Below are 18,804 nucleotides of genomic sequence, written 5' to 3' on the forward strand. Positions count from 1 at the left end.
GTCGATAACAGGAGCGCAGCGAAGGCTCTTTCCTGTTATCGACCCTTAGCCTGCTTCAACCCGCTTCGGCGACCGGTTCGCTCTTGGCCTCGATCTTCGCGCGCCAGCAGGCGATGCTCTTTCCATCCAGTTCCGGGCGGTCGATCTGATAGTCAGCGACGATGAACCCGTCCTTCGCATAATGATCAACGTCGTCGCCCGGAAACACGTCGTTCCAGCGTGCGGCATAGCTGTAGCGGTTGTGGGTGATGAAGCGGCCGCGGCCCTTGGTGCGGCCTTCATGATGGGTGACGGTGGACGCGGCGACATATTCGAACACATTGGCGCCATGGCCGACGCGATAGCAGAGGTCGATATCTTCCTGCCCGTTGATGAACACCGGATCGAAGCCGCCGACCGCCGCGAAGTCCGTGGCGCGCATCGCGAAACAGGCGCCGGTGATGGCGCGGAAGCGACGGTTTTGCGTAACCAGCGGGGAGTCGGCGGCCTCATCGACATAGATGGGGTAGCCGAGCGGCGTCTTGCCGGAGAAGACCACGCCCATGCACTGGAGGCGACCATCGGGGTAGAGCAGCTTGGGCTGCGTGCCCTTGACGTCCGGGTCGGCGAGCGGCGCGAGCAGCGGCTCCATCCAGCCGGCCTTCACTTCGGTATCATTGTTGAGGAAGATGACGCGCGCGCCCTGCGAGGCGGCAAAGCCGATATTATTGCCGAGCGAGAAGTTGAGATTGTCGAAATTGTGGATGACGGTGACACGCCCGTCCCGCTCCGCCCAACTGTCGAGCAGGCCCGACGTTTCTTCATCACTGCCATTATTGACCATGATGAATTCGACCTTCGCCCGGCCGCAATGGCGCGCGAGCGCGTTGAGGCATTTATTGGTCAGCGAATATTGGTTGAAGACGCACACGATGATCGAGACGAGATCGGGGTCGCGCTGTGGCGCCTGCCCGCGGATCGTGTGCCAGTCGATCACCATCTTGTTGAGCGAGAGGAAGCGCTTTTCCGGTCCGGCGCGATAGCCGGGGCGATCGGTCGGTTCGCCGACCGGCGCGTTGTGCCACGCAGGCTGCGTGGGCACGGGTGCGCCCTCGAACGCCTTGGCCGAAAGCGCGCGCAGCGCCTTCATCCGGCCCGACCCGAAGGCGGATTTTACCCGGCGGGCATAGTCGGGATAGCGTTGGTGGACGATTTCCATCGCCGTCTTGATGAGGCCATCCTTTTCGCCGCCGAAGCTGGCGGTGCGCTGGTGGAAGACATAGGCATGGGGGGTGATGAAATTCTTCCACCCGGCCTTCATCGTGCGCATGCAGAAATCATTTTCCTCGCCATAGCCGCGCGGGAAAGTCTCTTCGTCGAACAGGCCGATATGATCCATCAGATCACGGCGGATATAGAGGCAGAAGCCATTGCCGGTCGGCACGTCAATCGGTTCGGAGACCTGGGTGAAGGCGATGATCCGCTTGGCCCATTCGTCGTGGCTCATATCGTCGGGCTTGGCATTGACGATATTGGCGACCGGGAAGGAGAAGCTGCCCGAATTGTCGCCCATCGCCGTCACCGTGCCCGCCTTGGGCGTGCCGAAGGCGACCTTGCGCATGCCGTCGATCCAGCCGTCATGGACGATCGTATCGCTGTTGAGCAGCAGAATATCGTCGCCCTCGGCCCAGCGGATGCCGCGATTGATGGTGCGGGTATAGCCCATATTCTGCGGGTTCACGAGCAGGTGGAAACCCGGATGGCGGGCAAAGCGATCCAGCAGGGGCTGCACCAGTTCGTTGCTGCTGCCATCATTGATCATCAGCACGCGATCACGGGTGAGATCGGTTTTCGCCAGCACCGAGGTCAGGCAGCGCTCGACCGCTTCGGGCGCGTTATAGACCGGCACGATGATGGTGAGGCGGCGGGTCTCATCGTCCCGTAATGGGACGTCTTCCGCAAGAATAGCCGAGAGGGCGTGGCGCAGATTGTTGCGCAGCACGACGGGCGAGAATTGGCGGATGATCTTTTCGCGCCCGGCGGTGCCCATGGTCGCGATCAGGCCAGGGTCCTTGCACAGCGTATTGACGCGCGCGACCACCGCCTCGACATCCTTGTAACCGACCAGGAAGCCGGTCTGGCCATCATCGATCAGTTCGGGCACCGCGCCCCAGCGATAGCCGATCACCGGACGGCGCGCGGCCTGCGCCTCGGCCACGGTGCGGCCGAAGGATTCCGCGAAGTGGGACAGCGCCATCACGACGTTGAGCTGCGCCATCGCCTCGGCCGGGCTGTCGGCATAGCCCGCAAATTCCAGATTGCCGGGCAGTCCGGCTTCTTTCAATTCTTCGACATAGGCATTTTCCGGGCCGATGACGCGGAAGCGGGCGTTGGGCACCAATTCCTCCGCCCGGCGCGCGACCTCCACGAAATCGGCGATGCCCTTTTTGGGGATGTTGGAGCTGACGATGCCGAACACCACATGTTCGCCCACGACATTGGGCATGTCGAGCGAATCGACCTTGGCGACATTGGGGACGTGGAAGCTGCGACGGCTGTGCGCGAACAGCTTTTGCGTCGCGGCCGAATTGGCGATGACATAGTCGGTCTGGTGCAGGATGCGCTTGATGATCCCGGCCGCGTCCATGCCCATGCGGTCGCACAGATGTTCGTCATGGTCGATCAGTTCGCGTGCATGGATCGCGGTCAAGCGTCCGGCGCGGCGCGCGGCAATCAGTGGATCGACGAGGACGATGGTGTTGCAATAGACCAGGGCAATGTTGCGCTGCTCGATGATGTGGATGAAATCCTCGATCGAGGTTTCGTCGGGTCCGCGATTCTTCGTCCATTGATAATAGGGGAAGGAATAGAGGCCGCAGCTCTTTTGCCGCAGCAGGTCGATATAGTCGGGATTGCCTTCGCGCGGGACGGCGACATAGACGTTGAGCTTCATCTGCGCGAGCGCGTCGAGCATGTCGATGAAACTGCGTTCGCCGCCGAACATCTGCGGATTCACTTCATGCGCGCACAGCAGCACCGAGGGCGCATCTTCGATGACATCGATCGCGCCCTGACGCCAGGCGGCGGGGTCGGCCGCGCGGCGGCGCGGCGCGATCTTGCGGCCTTCGCGCTGGCCGTTCTTGGCATAATGGGCCAGCGGATTCGCGCCTGCGTCGCGGACGTCGGGATTGACCTCGAAATAGCCGCTCGTGCTGAAATGGGGCGAGGGATCGCGGTTCAGCCGCGCGCCAAGCCAAAGATAATGTTCGACCGGGTCCATGTTAAGAATGGCGACATCGGGATAGGTCCGAACATACCATTCCTCGTCAAACAGGCCCGAATCCTTAATCCGCGCAACATCCTGCGCGGACACAGCGGTCGCTACACTGATCTGACTCACCTAATTTCCCCCGTACAATCCAAATCGATTCACCGGCATCGAAATGCCAACCGGCACGCTCCCCTGTGCAACCCGTATGGCCTTGCTCTTTCCGTAGCGAAAAGACACGCATTGTTATCAAGGCGAAAGGATAACCCGGACCGGCCGGAAGATCAACGCAGTTGCGAAGAGACTGCCCTATAGCATCCTGCGGGAAAATCAGGACGTCATTGCCGCTGCCGCGCCAATGACACATTGACCGTTTAGCGCAATCATCTGCATATCTTGCTGCACTGCGCCAAAATTCTGGCCAGAGCAGACTGGACGGTTGACCGCATTTATATATCAAGGGGATGCAAATCTCCCTTCCCGTTCGGCAAGTGATTTGCTTGCGTGACGACAATCAGAGTGGATGTATGAACGATATCCTGACCCAGAGCCCGCCTCCTTCCGACGAGGCGACCCTAATGCGGACTTTCATCGGACATATTGATGAGATCAAGGGCGGCGCCGTCATCGGCTGGGTAAAGGCGGAAGGGATTGACGATCCGCTGACGATCGACATTCTGATCGAAGGGATGCCCGTCGCCACCAATGTGTCAGCGAATGTCGAGCGACAGGATGTCGTCGACGCCGGCTTTCCCCAAGCCCATTGCGGATTTATCGGAACATTGGCGAACGGCCTGCCCGACGGGTTGACGCTGGAAGAGGGCATGCCGGTTCTGGTGGAAGTTGTTCTGACGTCCGATAGGACGCCCGCGTTGAGCGGGATGGTGGCCCCCACGGCGGGCGAGACGGCAACCGACGCGCAGAGCGAAGCGGCGGCAGCCCCAGAGACCGATCCTGCGCTCATAGCCTCTGCACCAGTCAATCAAGAGCCTGTCTATTCCTGCAAGTCCCGGATCGAAAGCATATCCAAGACAGAATTGCGCGGTTGGGCTGTTAATACGCTCGATCAGAAGGATTGTTTTCTTGTCGATATTTTGATCGATGGCACTTTTTTCAGCACGATCCGCAATGAATATCGTCGCAACGACCTGCTGCGCGCCGGCTTGTCTGACGGTATCGGGGGCATTCGTGCGCCTCTGCCACTCGCGGAGTTGGGCGCGGGAACCTATACGATCGCTATGCGCCTGCCCGACGGGAAGATCGAGGAGAAGGACATAACGATCGACGGCGAGAAGCGCCAAATTCGTCGTCACAGCTATGCCTCATTCATTAGTCCATCCGATACAGCGATCATTGTCCCGGTCTATAATGCGTATGATGATGTCGAAAATTGCATAAACAGGCTGGCCGCGTTCACGCCCGATGACGTCGAGATTCTGTTCATCGACGATGCGTCTCCCGATGATCGGATAGGCATGTTGATGGAGCGCGCCAAAGCTCATGCCAACATGCGCGTGTTGCGTAACGAAACCAATATGGGCTTCACTCGGACAGTCAATCGCGGCATCGCAGAAGTTGGGGAAAAGCATGCGATCCTGTTGAACAGCGATGCACGGGTAACGCCCGGTTGGCTGGAAGGCATGTTGACGGCGGCCAGTTCCCGGCCCCGTGTCGCGACGGTAACGGCCATGTCGGATCGCGCGGGCGCCTTTTCTGCGCCCAACATCGGCAACGACAATGAATTGCCGCCGGGCGTCGATGAAATCACCTATGCGCGGGCGTTTCGACGTCGGAGCATGGGGCTGTATCCGATTGTGCCTACAGGCAACGGCTTTTGCATGTTCGTCAATCGCGCCTGCATCGACGAGATTGGCGGCCTCGACGAAGTCGCCTTCCCCCGTGGTTATGGCGAGGAAAATGATTTCTGCATGCGAGCGGGTCGGGCCGGATGGGCCAATCTGATCGATGATCGCACCTATGTGTATCATGATCGGTCAAAGAGTTTTGGTGAGGCCAAGACCGACCTGATGAAGGCAGGGCGCGCCGTCATCGATGCTCGATATCCAGAATATAAGACCGCGATCCGAATTTTCTCAAGCGGGGCAGATATCGCGCTTGCTCGCCTTCTAGGTGGCATGGCGCAACGCGACTGCGCCGCCCCCCGCGAAACGCAGCCAAGATTGTTGTTCGTGGTTGCCACCCAGACAGGCGGAACGCCCCAAACCAACCTTGATCTCATGGGGGCGATCGCTGACGGCTTTGACTCTTGGTTGATGCGCTGCGACAGTAAACACCTGTTCCTGATGCGCCGCGAAGGAGACAGTTTTGAGGAAGTCGCGCGCCACGAACTTCAAGAACAATTGGAACCTATCCGCCACGTGTCGTCCGAATATGACGCGGTTGTCGCGGAATGGCTTCGCTGCTACGACTTTGAACTGGTACATATCCGACATCTTGCTTGGCATAGCTTGAACTTACCGCGTGTTGCCAAGGCGCAAGGCTGCACAGTCGTATTTTCGTTCCACGATTTTTACGCCCTTTGTCCCTCCATCAAGCTATTACGTGCCGATGGGACATTTTACGGTGGCGACCTTGAAAAGCTTGATGGCCTAGCCCTTCCAGAATTATGGCCGGTAGAAAGCATGCCGCCCGTCGACACGCAATGGATCAGCTATTGGCGCGCGCGTTTCGAGAAAGCACTTGCGCCATGCGATGCTTTTGTGACGACATCAGAAAGCGCCCGTAATACGATTCTGACGCATTTACCGGGCATTGCGGCCGAGCGTTTTCATGTAATCCCGCATGGTCGTAATTTCTCGGAACTGTCATTCTTACGCAAACGCCCACGCCATGGAAATCCGCTGCGTATCCTTGTTCCCGGCAATATCAGTATGGCCAAAGGACTGGGCATCATACGGGATCTGTTGAATGAAGACCGAGCAGGCCTGATCGAATTCCACGTACTCGGCAAGATCGACAGCACGCAAGGGATTACGCACCCACGCCTCATCGTCCATGGCACCTATAAGCGGGATGAGTTTGCGCAGCGCGTGAAGGCGCTGAACATCCATCTCGGTGCGGTCTTTTCTGTGTGGGATGAGACTTATTGCCATACGTTGACCGAATTATGGTCGGTCGGTATTCCGCCCTTGGTGTTCGATTTCCCGACCGTCGCAACGCGTGTACGCAAAAGCGGCGCAGGATGGGTGCTGCCGCACGCGGACATCCAACACCTGTACACACAGATCGTAACGCTGGCTTTCGATCCGAATGAACAGGATCGCGTCGATTCCGCGGTCGTCGGTTGGCAGGATATGACAGGGTCGGGCGAAACCACACAACTGATGGGTGGCCGCTACATCAACGTATATCGCCAAGCACGTGGGATGAAACCCGCACCGATAATCGCAGTGACGGCACCATCAAACCGGCGACTACAGGGGAAGGACGTGTCCACTGATGTACGCCTGTGGGAGCGCACCCGTAATGGGTTCGAGCGCGAAGCCATTTTCGTGCGGATGACGCCCGACAGCCTGCTCGCCAATTTGCAGGCAAAATCAATCGACGGGGCCATCATTCAACGTAATGTCATTCCCGTAACTATGATTGACCCGCTCATGGCGGCTTTCAAGACCGCTGGGGTTGGCTATGCAGTCGACCTGGACGAGGATTTACTCGATGTTTCTGCCGACAAGGAACCGACGGGCAGTGGTCAGGCTTATGCCCCTTATCTGCGCCGCTTGTTAACCCAAGCGAAGGGGATAACCGTATCCACACCCCAGTTGATGACCGGTTTGGCGAGCGTCAATGAACAGGTTCATCTACTGCCGGATCGGCTAAGCGATCCGCTTTGGCGGGGCTATAGCGAAGAAAGGCGCGCTGATAATGACATACGCGCGCTCTATTTCGATAGCCTGACTCATGGCGAAAGCCTGTCGATGATCCAACCTGCGATCGACGAAATCGTTGCTCGATATCCAAATTTCCGTCTGGCCGTAGTTGGGATGCAAAATGATCCGATGCCAGATTGGGCCGAACGGATTGCAGTGCCGATTGGCGTCGAAAATTATGGGTATTTCGTCCCCTGGTTGCGGGAAAAGGCGAAGGATTTTGATTTCGCGGTGGTGCCGTTGATCGATACCCAGTCGAATCGCAACAAGGGCGAACTCCATGTCATGGAAGGCGCCGCGCTCGGCCTACCAGTCTTGGCTTCAAATGCCGCTTTCCTGCAAAATATGGCCGCGCAGATGGAGAGCCTGACACTTATCGACAATAATGTCGATGCATGGACGGCGGCACTAGAATCAGCTGTCACACAGGTGGATTCCAACCGGTCGAAGCGCGATGCGATCAAGAGGAACGCTTTGCAATCGTTCGGTCTGCAACAGACCCTTCCTCAATATGATGCTATGATATTGAACATTTTGATGTGACGTGCTTGATCCACTTTCGGAAATATTAAAATTATAATGGCTTGCAGCAAATGACTGATAATCAGATGTTCAAAGTAGAAGATGCCGCGACGTGTGGAGCGACTCTTCGTTCTCTTGCGCGCGCGCAGATCTACCCCAGCATGATGCCGCAGTTCGCGAATGCCGAACAACTCAAAGGCCATTGGCAAAGCCGGACAGAAACCGTCCTCAAGCGCGATATTGCACGGCTGCCATTGGCGTTCCTGGCGACGATGCGCAATGCGGTTGTTTTCCAGAATGGTTTTGTGCGTTCGGAACAGGGCATCATTGTCCAAGAAACAATCGTTGGCGCACCCGATGTCACGCCCCCCCAGGAAGATCGGGTGGTTCGTCATGAGTCTCGACCGACAGCGTTGTTGCGTAAAGCGGGCGACAGCAATTTTGCCCATTGGCTTGCTGAATTGCTGCCACGCATACGCGAATTTCGAGCGATGTTTCCCCAGCAAGCGATACAGTTTGCTGTCCCTGCTTCGCCGGCTGACATGCGCCCGATGCGCCAACGCACGCTGGAATGGATGGGTGTGCGGGATGATGAAATACTTTGGCTGGGTACAGAGCCGACACGCTTCGACCTCCTTCATTTCATTACGGTCAACTCAATCCACAGCCATACACATGATTTTACCGGCCTGCGCCATGTGTCGGCGCAGGCGCGGGCAAAGGTACCGCATGGCAAAGTACATCGTCGCCTCTATATCAGCCGAGATGGTGCGATGAGGCGTAGGTTATTGAACGAACCTGATATTGTGAACCAGTTGACAAAGCGCAATTTCACTATCGTTGCGCCGCAGTCGATGAGCATCGATGAACAGGTCGCCCTGTTTGCAGAGGCTGAAATGGTCGTGGGCACGACCGATGTGACGATGGCCAATATCCTATGGGCACCCGTACATTGTGAGGTGGTGGCGCTCAGCCCCGACTACGGCCATGAATTTTTCTATTGGGATATGGCGGGCATCCGGGAGCAGCCATTCTCCTTCCTTTTCGGTGATAGTGCAGACCCTGCCCAATTGGGCAACGCCGATTTTACAGCAGACCCTGGCCTGCTATGCAGGATCGTCGATGCAGGATTGGCGCGGATAGCCCGGAGACAAGGGAAACAGCCAGCTTAACCAGCCGGGTTTCCCTATTTTACGGCTACCGATGGGGATCAGGCATGTCGATAAGCACATAGATCCTGTTTTTACTGCCCCAATGCGGCCTGACGCAATGCTTCCGTCGCGGCGTTGGGCGAACGGCCTTCAGCAAGGCCATGGTGAATGAAGTGCAGCACAGGGTCCATGCCGACCTCTGACACGTCCGTATAATGGGCCAGATACCAGTCCGGATCAAACTGTGCATAATCTTCCACTATGCGGCGCTGGCGTTGCTCGGTCCTCTTACCGGTCAGCGCCGGGAAGGGCAGCTTCGCCTGCGCCAGCATAGTTTGGAGCGTCTTCGACATTTGATGGTAGACATGCAGGCTGGCGGCGCAGGCCTCATCGATCTTTCGATCCCGCTCACTCAGTTCCGCCCGATTGGCGAGCATTGTCGCGCGCAGCATCTCCTTTTGCCGGCCCGCCTCCTCTCTCGCCCTTTCAAGATTGGCTAATAGAGCTTGATGGGCCTCTTCGGCTTTCATCAGCCGTTGATTTCGATCCTGCAAAGTCTCTTGCGCCTGATCCATCTGTTCGCGCCGCTTGGCAAGTTGCTCCGTGGCGTCGTCCAACTCGGTACGCAATTTGGCCTTCTCGGCCTGTTCTTGCGCAATCAGACGTTGATGCTCCGCCAAACCATCCTGCAATCGTGACATTTGCAGATAGCGTTTGTTGGCTTCATTCTGATTATCATTGATTATGGCGGACAGCTGTTTGACGCGTGCGCCATTTTGCTCCGCCAAAGCCCGCTCCGTTTCAAGCGCCTGGCGCGCCGCATCAAGATCTTGCGCCGCATCGGCCAGCTTCGCGCTATGCTGTTGCAATTCTGTGCTGAGATCCTCGACTTGCGCGCCACGCTCGCTTGCCACTCGCTCCATCTGATCGAGCGCCTGACGCTGCCTATCCAATTCGTCCTCGGCCGCCGCCAACTTGGCGCGCCGCTCCTCCAACACCGTTTCCAATTCGGCGACGTGAGCGTCCCGGTCACCAACCGCAGCGCGCATGCCCTCAAGCGCTTTGCGATCGCGTTCCAGCGAGACCTTCACAGCGTCCAGTTCCGTGGACTGATCCGCGACCGTTACCTCCAGATCCAGGATGCGTGCCTGGCGTTCATCGGCCGTCCGGCTGATCGTCTCCAGCGCGCGCGCATGGTCCTTGACCGCCGCTGACAATGCGGCTTCACGCGCACGGATCTGCTCCTCCAGTTCCATGACTTTCGCATCGCGGTCGCCGACGGCAGCGCGCAAGTCCTCCAACATTTTGCGATCATGTTCGAGCGAGGCTCTTACCGCGTCCAACTCCGTCGACTGACCCGCGACGGTCGTTTCCAGGTCCACGATACGGACTTGCCGTTCGTGCGCTGTCCGGCTGATCGTCTCCAGCGCACGCGCATGGTCCTCGACCGCCGCTGACAATGCCGCCTCGCGCGCACGGATCTGCTCCTCCAGTTCCGTGACTTTCGCATCGCGGTTGCCAACAGTGGCGCGCAAGTCGTCCAGCATTTTGCGGTCATGTTCGAGCGAGGCTCTTACCGCATCCAACTCCGTGGCCTGACCCGCGACGGTTGTTTCCAGATCGAGGATCCGCGCCTGTCGTTCATGGGCCGTCCGGCTGACCGCTTCCAGCGCGCGCGCATGATCGTCCAGGGCAAACTTCGCGGCTGACAAATCGCTTTCTCGCAACGCCAGTTGTTCGCTGATGAGCGCGATTTCACCGAAACGAGTCTGAAGCGCGGCCTCTGTCTCGGCGCGGCGCCGATCCAGTTCAGCCGCCTTTCGCCCTGCTTCGGCGAGCTGATTTTGAAGGGCAGTCTGGCGGTTGTTCCAATCAGCGCGATCCTCATGCGCCTGTTTGCTGGCGGCAAGCAGAGCTTCTGCAGCTTGTTCCGTTTCGAGCTGACGCTGGCGCAGAGCGCTTTCGGTTTGCGCCAGCCTGTTCTGCAACTCCGCGATGTCGGCTTCACTCGCAGCGCGCAATGCTTTGAGCTGTTCGTCCTGTTGACGGGACTTGTCTTCCCATTCGCGGGCGATCTGCTCGGTCTGATTGAGCTTCATCTGCCCGTCGGCGACGGCCTGCTCTGTCGCCGCCAACGCTTGAGTCAAGCCAGCCAGATCGCGATCGCGGCTTGCAATCGCATCGTCCTTTTCCGCCAATTGCCGATGCAGGGAATCGATTGTCTGGTTGCGTTCGGCAAGAGCGGCGCGGATGGCGTCCCTATCCTGCCGGGCGACCTGATAGTCATTTTCCAGCGCGGCCTGGGCGTGCTCCAGTGCGTCGGCTCGCTTGGCCTCGGTTCCCAAATTCGTTTCGAGCGCGCTATTGGCCGCACTCAAAGCCTCGCGCTGCTGACGCACTTCAGCCATCGCCTGTTCCAGCGCCAAGGCTTGCGCCTCCAACGCCGCAACTTCCTTCAGCGCCGCCGCCTTATCCGTTGCCAACATTGCGCGCTCGTCGCGCAGTGAATCGCGCTCGGTTTGCGTTACAAGATGCTGTTCTTCCAGAATGCGTTTTTCTTGCTGAACTGCCTGGGTCTGCTGCCGGGCGGTGGCGAGTTGCGCTTCCAGCCGGGCGCGTATTTCCCTCAGACCATCGCGATCCTTTTGCGTAGCGAGATGACGCTCCTCCAGCGCCAGCTTTGCCTTCTCGATCCCACTGGCCTGCTGCTGAGCGGCGGCAAGTCGGGTTTCCAGTTCGGCGCGACTGGACATCAATTCAGCCTGCTTCTCATGCGCTTGCGCGACGGCCTGCTCCAGCGCACGCTTCTCTGCGGCGAGCGCCTCATTCTGCTTTGCCGCTTCGACCTGTTCCGCTTCCAGCCGGGCGCGGGCCTCCCTCAAACCATCGCGCTCCTTTTGCGTGGCGAGATGTCGCTCTTCCAACGCCAATTTGGCGCGCTCGATCGCCCCTGCCCGTTCCAGCGCGGCAGCCGCCTGCGCTTCAGTCTCCGCGTGCAGACTCTTGAGCGCATCGCGGTCGTCACTGGTTTCGGCGAGCATGGCTGCTAGAGCCTGCTTCTCCGCCGAAAGCGCGGCCTGCTGCTTGGCGGCTTCCGCCTGTTCGGTTTCCAGCCGGGCGCGCAAGTCCCTTAGGCCGTCCCGTTCCTTCTGCGTCGCGAGATGCCGCTCTTCCAACGCTGTCTTTGCCCGCTGGATCGACTCCGCGCGTTCCAGCGCAGCGACAGCCTTGGCCTCGATCTCCGACTGGCGCGCCTCAAGCGTATTGCGATCGGTGTGGATTTCAGCAAGTTTGGTTTCCAGCGCCTCGCGATCCGCGCTGAGTTGCGCAAGGGTCGCGGTCATTGCCTCGCCCTGGTCGAGGAGGGCGTCGCGTTCCTGTGTCGCGGCCTGCAACTGCTTTTGCAGCGCGGTGACCGTGGCCGTTGCATCATCCCTTGCCTTTGCGGCGCTGGTGATTCGCGTTTTCAGGTCTACCGCGTTCCGTTCAAATTCCTCGCTCTTGCGGCGCGCCTCGGCAACGGCTGCTTCCAGCGCCTTTTTCTCCGCCAGCAGCGTTTCCCGCTGACCCTGGCCCGCGCGCTGGCGCTGCTCGATCTCCGCCTTAGCGCTTTTGACGCGCTCGACATCGCTGGCCAGCGTGGCCGTGCGCTGTTCCAATTCGACCTTGGCCTGGCGCAGCTTATCCAGTTCGGCCTTTGCAGCAGCGGCTTCGCGTTCGGCCTCGATTTGCTTGGCGGCGATCTCGTCCCGCTCCGCATGCAATTTCGTCAATTGGGCGTAGCGCTCGTCATTATCCTTGGCGATGGCCCCCATGGCGTTGCCCGCTGCCGTAAACTCGGCATGGACCGCATCAAGCGCCGAACATCCGGCCGCATCCTCGCCATGTTCGGCAAAGCCGCGCAGGACTTCATAGGTGGTTTCAACCCACTTCGCCGCATAGTCCAGCGTCCGCAGCGATTTACCGTCAACACGGTGATGGCGCAGATCAGAAGTCAGGAAGCCGGCCAGCTCGCGGCGTAGCTTTTCGGAATTTCGTGGCCAGAACAGGCCTAACGTCTCCTGCGACCGATCGATAAAGCCGACATAATCGTCCATCAAATCGTCATAGGTGGTGAAGAATCGGCGCAGGCCGCGCGTCCCGCGTTCGCCCTCCAACGTATAGCGCAGCCACAGCAACAAACCCTTGGGCTGCAGGAACTTGTTGCGCCGTTCCAGCGACTGGGCCACTTCGATCGGGTTGCGCAGCGTGTGAATAACGACCGGTTCGATGTCCATCGATTCAAAGACGCTGCGCCAGAAGGGCATAAGCAGGCTAAGCCGCGGATCCTTGATCACGAACAGGTTGGACTTGCCGAATTCCGCTTCGATACAAGCGACTGCGCGCTCGCGAAAACGGTCCATCGCCGAAGAACGGAACCAATTGGGGTTGAATTCCATCCATTCGGCCCAGCCCCCGCCGCCGGAACTCAATATCTTCTCGTTCAACTCATAGATGGGGCGGGATTCCCAATAGCCCGATTCATTATATTCGTCCGCACCCATGAGGTTGGGCGATGATTCACAGCCAAGCAGATTGAGCGTGCGAGACAGGGCGCTGGTGCCGGAGCGATGCATCGCCACGACCAAAACTGCAGTCCGTTTCGCGACCGTTGTCTTTGATGGAGCAGGCTGCGGCGTTGCAGCGACGGCGCGGCCACGCGGTGCTTTACCTGTTGCGTCCGCATCCTTAGTCGAAACCGTATCGTTCACCTAAAGCCTACCCCTGATTGCCCTGGTCGTTATATCTCTGACCGCTACACTTTTTATGTCAATGCCAAACGCCCACCCGCCAGCCTGTCCGAAGCCTAGCGCCCATAGCATGGCGATTTGTGTCCGGACATAAGCGCAACAGCCTGCAAGATGCCTTCTGCCGACGGCGGTTTCCTATCCTATTGGGACATATGCCGCATCGCAACATCGCCTTGCAATCGTAACCGGCGCAATTTACACCCGCATTCGCCTTTCATGGGGAGTGATACGTGCGCAAGGGAATAATATTGGCGGGTGGTTCCGGCACAAGACTATATCCACTGACCAAGGGTGTCTCGAAGCAGTTGATGCCCGTTTATGACAAGCCGATGATCTATTATCCGCTCTCGACGCTGATGTTGTCGGGGATTCGCGATATCATGATCATCACGACACCCCATGATGCACCGTCTTTCCAGGCATTACTCGGCGATGGCAAGGAATTGGGCATCAACCTGACCTATGCGGTGCAGCCGGAGCCCAAGGGTCTGGCGCAGGCCTATCATATCGGCGCGGATTTCATCGGCAGCGATCCGTCGACGCTCGTCCTGGGCGACAATATCTTCTACGGCCATGGCTTGGTTGATCTACTGAAACGGGCCGGCGAGCGTGAAACCGGTGCCACGGTCTTTGGCTATTATGTCAGCGATCCCAAGGCCTATGGCGTGGTGTCCTTCGATGCGAACGGCCGCGCCGAGACGATCGAGGAAAAGCCCGAAGAGCCCAAGTCCAACTATGCCGTCACTGGCCTCTATTTCTACGATGGCCGTGCGGTGGACATGGCCCGCGACTTGGCCCCCTCGCCGCGCGGCGAGCTGGAAATCACCGACCTCAACCGCCTCTATCTGGAGGAAGGTTCGCTGTCGGTCGAAATCATGGGCCGCGGCTATGCCTGGCTCGACACTGGGACGCATGGGTCGCTGCTCGACGCAGCGCTCTATGTGCGGGTCACCGAAGACCGGCAGGGATTGAAGATCTGCTGCCCCGAAGAAATTGCCTGGCGGCAGGGCTTTATCGATGATGCCCAGTTGGAAGCCGTGGCATCGCCGCTGCGCAAGAGCGGCTATGGCAATTATCTGATGGACCTTCTCAAGGGCAAGGGTGCGATCGCATGAACATCGTTGAAACCGCCATCCCCGGCCCGTTGATCATCGAACCGCGCGTGTTCGGCGACGATCGAGGATTTTTCTACGAAAGCTGGAATGCGGACGCCTTCAAGGCGGCCGGGCTGGATCTGGACTTCGTGCAGGACAATCACAGCAAGTCGGCGCGCGGCGTGCTGCGCGGGCTGCATTTCCAGAACCCCAATCCGCAGGGCAAGCTCGTCCGCGTGGTCGCTGGGCGGGTGTGGGACGTTGCGGTCGATATCCGCAAGTCCAGCCCGCATTTCGGCAAATGGGTCGGGCTGGAACTGTCCGCCGCGAACAAGAAGATGTTCTGGGTGCCGCCGGGCTTTGCGCATGGCTTCATCAGCCTGGAGGATGGCACCGAATTTCTCTACAAATGCACCGCCACCTATGATCCGTCGGCCGAACATTCGCTGATGTGGAACGACCCGGCGGTGGGCATCGAATGGCCGCTGGAAGGGATCGAGCCGATCCTGTCGGGCAAGGACGCGCAGGGTCAGGCACTGGGCGAGATCGAGGCCTTCGCATGAAGGCGGTCATCGTCGGGGCCAAGGGCCAGCTGGGGCGTGGTTTGCAGGCGACAGCACCGGCCGAAGCCGTGCTGAGCTGTGTAGACGTCGATGAACTCGACATCACCCAGGCTGACGCGGTGCAGGCCTATCTGGCGCAGGAAAAACCGGACCTGTTGCTCAACGCCGCTGCCTATACGGCGGTGGACAAGGCGGAGCAGGACGAGGCGCTGGCCTTGGCGATCAATGGGACGGCGGTCGGAACGCTGGCCGATGCCGCGCGGGCCGTTGGTGCGCGGTTCGTCCATGTCTCGACCGATTTCGTGTTCGATGGGCTGGCGGGCGTGCCCTATGCGCCCGATGCGCCAACCGCCCCCTTGAGCGCCTATGGCCGCACCAAGCTGATCGGCGAGCAGCTGGCTGGCCCTGATGCGCTGATCGTGCGGACGGCATGGGTCTATGCGCCGACCGGCGGCAATTTCGTCCGCACCATGTTGCGGCTGATGGCGGAACGGCCCGAAGTGCGCGTCGTCGCCGATCAGATCGGGACGCCGACCTATGCGCCGGGCCTTGCCGCAGCGCTGTGGACGATGGCGGGCGCAGGCGTGACCGGCCTGCATCATTATACCGATGCCGGGGCGGCAAGCTGGTATGATTTTGCCGTCGCGATCCAGGAGGAAGCGCTGGCGATTGGCCTGCTGACGCAGAAGGCGACGGTCATTCCAATCCCCACCAGCGCCTATCCGACGCCCGCGACGCGGCCGCATTATTCGGTGCTGGACAAGGCATCGACCTTCGAAGCGCTGGGCGGACCGACGCCGCATTGGCGCGACAATCTGCGCGTCATGATGGCGCAGATCAAAGAACAGGGTTGAAGGCAAAAGCCCCGGTCGGTCAGGCCGGGGCTTTTTTCTGTTCCAGACCCAATGCCCGCAGCAGGATGGCGACGCTGTCGCCCCATTCTTCTCCAACCGGCATTGGCGGATCAGCTTCCTGCAATGTGGTCAGGATGCTGTCGGCAAGCGCCGCGGGGCTGTCGTCATCGAAATAAAAGAGCCCCGGCCGCGCCAGTTCCCGGAAAACCGGAAGATCGCGTGCCAGCACCTTGCGCCCCTGGCGCAGCGCTTCAACGATCGGCAGGCCGAAGCCTTCGCCGCGGGAGGGCATGACGACGAGGGCCGCGCGGGCATAGAGCGCGGCGAGCAGTTCGTCGGAGGCTTGGCTGAGCCAGGTCAACCGATGCTCTGCCCGCCCCTCCAACGCCGCGAGGCGGGCCTGCATCGCTTCGGTGCGCCAGCCCGGCCGCCCGACGATCAGGACATGCGGAGCGTTCTTGGGCTGCGTCCGCCACAGATGCTCCATGGCATCGAGAACGCAATCATGGCCTTTGCGCGGTTCGATGGTGCCGACCATCAACAGGGTACGGGTATTTTGCGCGCGCGCGATCGCTGCACGCCCCTTGTCGCCGATACCGCGGCTGGGGTTGGTCGCATCGACGGCACCGCTCAGCGGCATGACGGTCACCTCAATGGCATCGCGCCGCGCGACCCTGTTGGTCGTAAGCCACGTGTCGAGATCCGACGCGACCTGGTGCGAGATGCAAATGGCCCGATCCGCCAGGCGACTGACCACGCCTATCCATTTTGCGAAATTTCGTCCTGTGCTGCGGGGAAACCAGTGCGGGTGCTGGAGCGGCAGCAGATCATAGATGACGATATTGATAGACGCGCCAGAGCGACGCCAGCGCGCCAGTTGCCGCTGATGCCGCGACAAGCGATGCGCGGCGAGGTCCAGCCCAAGGAAAATGTCTCCGGCGCTGGCTTGGATCAGCGGTGCATTGGGGGATGGTAGAGACAAATGGCCGTCTGTGGGATCAACCTCTGCAATGGCATAGCCCCGCTTGGCGGTCGCCGCGATTGGCAGGACGGTGATATTGCCCAGATCCAGGTCCATCAAGTGCAGCCAAATGGCGCGGACGACCCGTTGGATGCCTGTGCCGGCATCCTGTTGGGCGATAGTGGACATATCGACCAGCAAGCGACAAGGGGCGGCTGGAACCTGGTCCGTCCGCTGGGCCTTCGAAAGGATCAACCAATCGAGCAACCCGGCTATCCAGTTCATTCCCGTTCATGCGCCTTATAAAAGGCGTAAGCTTCATCCATGTCAGCGAAATTCGTTAGCGTCTGTTGCGCCAGAACGCCCGCTCGATCGCAATGTTCGCGGATATAGCCGTCATTGTGCGACACGATGATCATGGAGCGGTCACGTCGCTTGACGAACAGTTCATCATGACATTTTTGCTGAAAACGCGCGTCACCGACAGCGACGATTTCGTCGATGAGGAAGCAATCAAAATCTACCGCCAGGGATACGCCGAAACCCAGCCGGGCGCGCATACCCGCAGAATAGCTTTTGATTGGCTCGTTCATATATGCGCCCAGTTCGGCGAAATCATCAACGAGAGCGATGACATCATCGACATTCTTGCCATAAACGCGACAGATAAAGCGCACATTGTCGGCCCCCGTCAGCGATTGCTGAAACGCACCGGAAAAGGCCAGCGGCCAGCTGATCGACATATCCGTGACGATCCGGCCTTCGTTCAACATCTCAATGCCGCTGATCATGCGGATGAGGGTCGATTTTCCAGCGCCATTGCGCCCCAATATCCCGATCTTCTCGCCCCGCCCGATAGTCAGGTCGACATTACGGAAAACCCAGCGAGGACCACGACGGGTTTCATAGGCTTTTCCGATATTCTGTAGCTGGATCATGCTGGCACCAGATTACGGCTTGCGCGTCGTATCTCCGCCAAAGCGAATAGGGAAAGGCCAAGATTGCATAGGGCCATATAACCGATGTCATAATAGGGGGTGAATTGCGATCCGAAGAAGCCGTCGCGGACACATTCTACCCCGTGCACCATCGGCAAATATAAAATCCATTCCCGAAATCCAGAAGGCAAGGACTCTACAAGAAAGGCAGCGCCGGAGAGAGGGAATAGAAGATAGGCCGCCGGATGCCAAAATTTATCGATCAGTTCGCTGCGGTTCGACAGGGCACCCAGGAACATGCCCAGAGACGAGCCGAACCACACCAACATCACCCAACCCAACACGACCTTGAGCGGGTCTTCAGGCAATTGAAGCCAACCAACCGCAGCGAAGAACAAGGTCAGGATGAAAAAAGAGATGCCAACGCCAACGGCTTCAAGCAAAAGTCGGGCAGCGAATATATCGATTATCTTGACGTTGCGATGGTACATCAGCGACAAATTTGGTTCGATCGAACCGACAAGGCGCGACGGCATATTGCGCCAGACCAGCACGCTGGAATAGCCGGTCAAGGCAAAGGCCGAGATGGGGAGGTCTGACCCGTGAACCGCTTTGGTAGCGGTCCAGATCAGCGTGACGCCGATGGTAAAAACCATCGGTTCCACGAACAGCCAGAGAAAGCCGATATTATGCCTGCCATAGCGGGTGATCACCTCGCGCATCAATAATGCGCCTATCACCCGTTGCTGGATTGCCCAGGACCGCAGGAAACTGGTCGGGCTTGGTTCCTGCAT

At 59.2% G+C, this 18,804-nt stretch carries 10 protein-coding genes; 5 read left to right on the forward strand and 5 right to left on the reverse strand.

Annotated features, from left to right (window positions below; all coding sequences use genetic code 11):
* Window positions 1–55 precede the first annotated feature (55 nt).
* A complete protein-coding gene (locus OVY48_RS23245; protein WP_313924642.1) occupies window positions 56–3,379 on the reverse strand; it encodes a glycosyltransferase in 3,324 nt (1,107 codons plus the stop codon).
* A 395-nt stretch (window positions 3,380–3,774) separates the two neighbouring features.
* On the opposite strand from OVY48_RS23245, the gene OVY48_RS23250 reads away from it, so the two are divergent.
* Window positions 3,775–7,680 (forward strand): glycosyltransferase, encoded by a 3,906-nt coding sequence (locus OVY48_RS23250; RefSeq protein ID WP_313924643.1) that lies wholly within the window; start codon window positions 3,775–3,777, stop codon window positions 7,678–7,680.
* Window positions 7,681–7,730: 50 nt separating this feature from the next.
* Window positions 7,731–8,831, forward strand: coding sequence for a glycosyltransferase family 61 protein (locus OVY48_RS23255; protein WP_313924644.1), 1,101 nt, complete (start codon window positions 7,731–7,733; stop codon window positions 8,829–8,831).
* Window positions 8,832–8,902: 71 nt separating this feature from the next.
* Here the strand turns inward: OVY48_RS23255 and OVY48_RS23260 are convergent, their stop codons facing one another.
* Window positions 8,903–13,432: a hypothetical protein gene (locus OVY48_RS23260; RefSeq protein WP_313924645.1), complete on the reverse strand. Its 4,530-nt coding sequence runs from the start codon at window positions 13,430–13,432 to the stop codon at window positions 8,903–8,905.
* Between the two features lie 398 nt (window positions 13,433–13,830).
* On the opposite strand from OVY48_RS23260, the gene rfbA reads away from it, so the two are divergent.
* Genes rfbA through rfbD form a run of 3 tightly spaced genes read left to right on the forward strand, consistent with a single transcriptional unit; the run spans window position 13,831 to window position 16,111 of the window.
* Window positions 13,831–14,715 carry a glucose-1-phosphate thymidylyltransferase RfbA gene (rfbA, locus tag OVY48_RS23265; protein WP_313924646.1) on the forward strand — a complete coding sequence of 295 codons (885 nt, stop codon included), beginning with the start codon at window positions 13,831–13,833 and terminating at the stop codon, window positions 14,713–14,715.
* Entirely contained in the window at window positions 14,712–15,257 is a 546-nt protein-coding gene (gene rfbC / locus OVY48_RS23270) for a dTDP-4-dehydrorhamnose 3,5-epimerase (RefSeq protein ID WP_069065107.1), read from the forward strand. Before rfbA ends, rfbC begins: the two co-directional genes overlap by 4 nt.
* Window positions 15,254–16,111 (forward strand): dTDP-4-dehydrorhamnose reductase, encoded by an 858-nt coding sequence (gene rfbD / locus OVY48_RS23275; protein ID WP_313924647.1) that lies wholly within the window; start codon window positions 15,254–15,256, stop codon window positions 16,109–16,111. Before rfbC ends, rfbD begins: the two co-directional genes overlap by 4 nt.
* A gap of 19 nt (window positions 16,112–16,130) precedes the next feature.
* Here the strand turns inward: rfbD and OVY48_RS23280 are convergent, their stop codons facing one another.
* From OVY48_RS23280 to OVY48_RS23290, 3 genes are read right to left on the reverse strand one after another with little or no spacing between them, the layout of a single operon-like run.
* Window positions 16,131–17,357 carry a glycosyltransferase family 1 protein gene (locus OVY48_RS23280; RefSeq protein ID WP_313924648.1) on the reverse strand — a complete coding sequence of 409 codons (1,227 nt, stop codon included), beginning with the start codon at window positions 17,355–17,357 and terminating at the stop codon, window positions 16,131–16,133.
* Window positions 17,354–18,010: an ABC transporter ATP-binding protein gene (locus OVY48_RS23285; RefSeq protein ID WP_037473724.1), complete on the reverse strand. Its 657-nt coding sequence runs from the start codon at window positions 18,008–18,010 to the stop codon at window positions 17,354–17,356. The genes OVY48_RS23280 and OVY48_RS23285 overlap by 4 nt, the downstream gene beginning before the upstream one ends.
* The gene (locus OVY48_RS23290; protein WP_409593733.1) at window positions 18,007–18,804 is read right to left on the reverse strand and encodes an ABC transporter permease; all 798 of its coding nucleotides are present in this window, start codon (window positions 18,802–18,804) and stop codon (window positions 18,007–18,009) included. Before OVY48_RS23290 ends, OVY48_RS23285 begins: the two co-directional genes overlap by 4 nt.

Origin of the sequence: Sphingobium sp. SA2 (assembly GCF_032227065.1) — a bacterium.
Classification (GTDB): Bacteria; Pseudomonadota; Alphaproteobacteria; order Sphingomonadales; family Sphingomonadaceae; genus Sphingobium.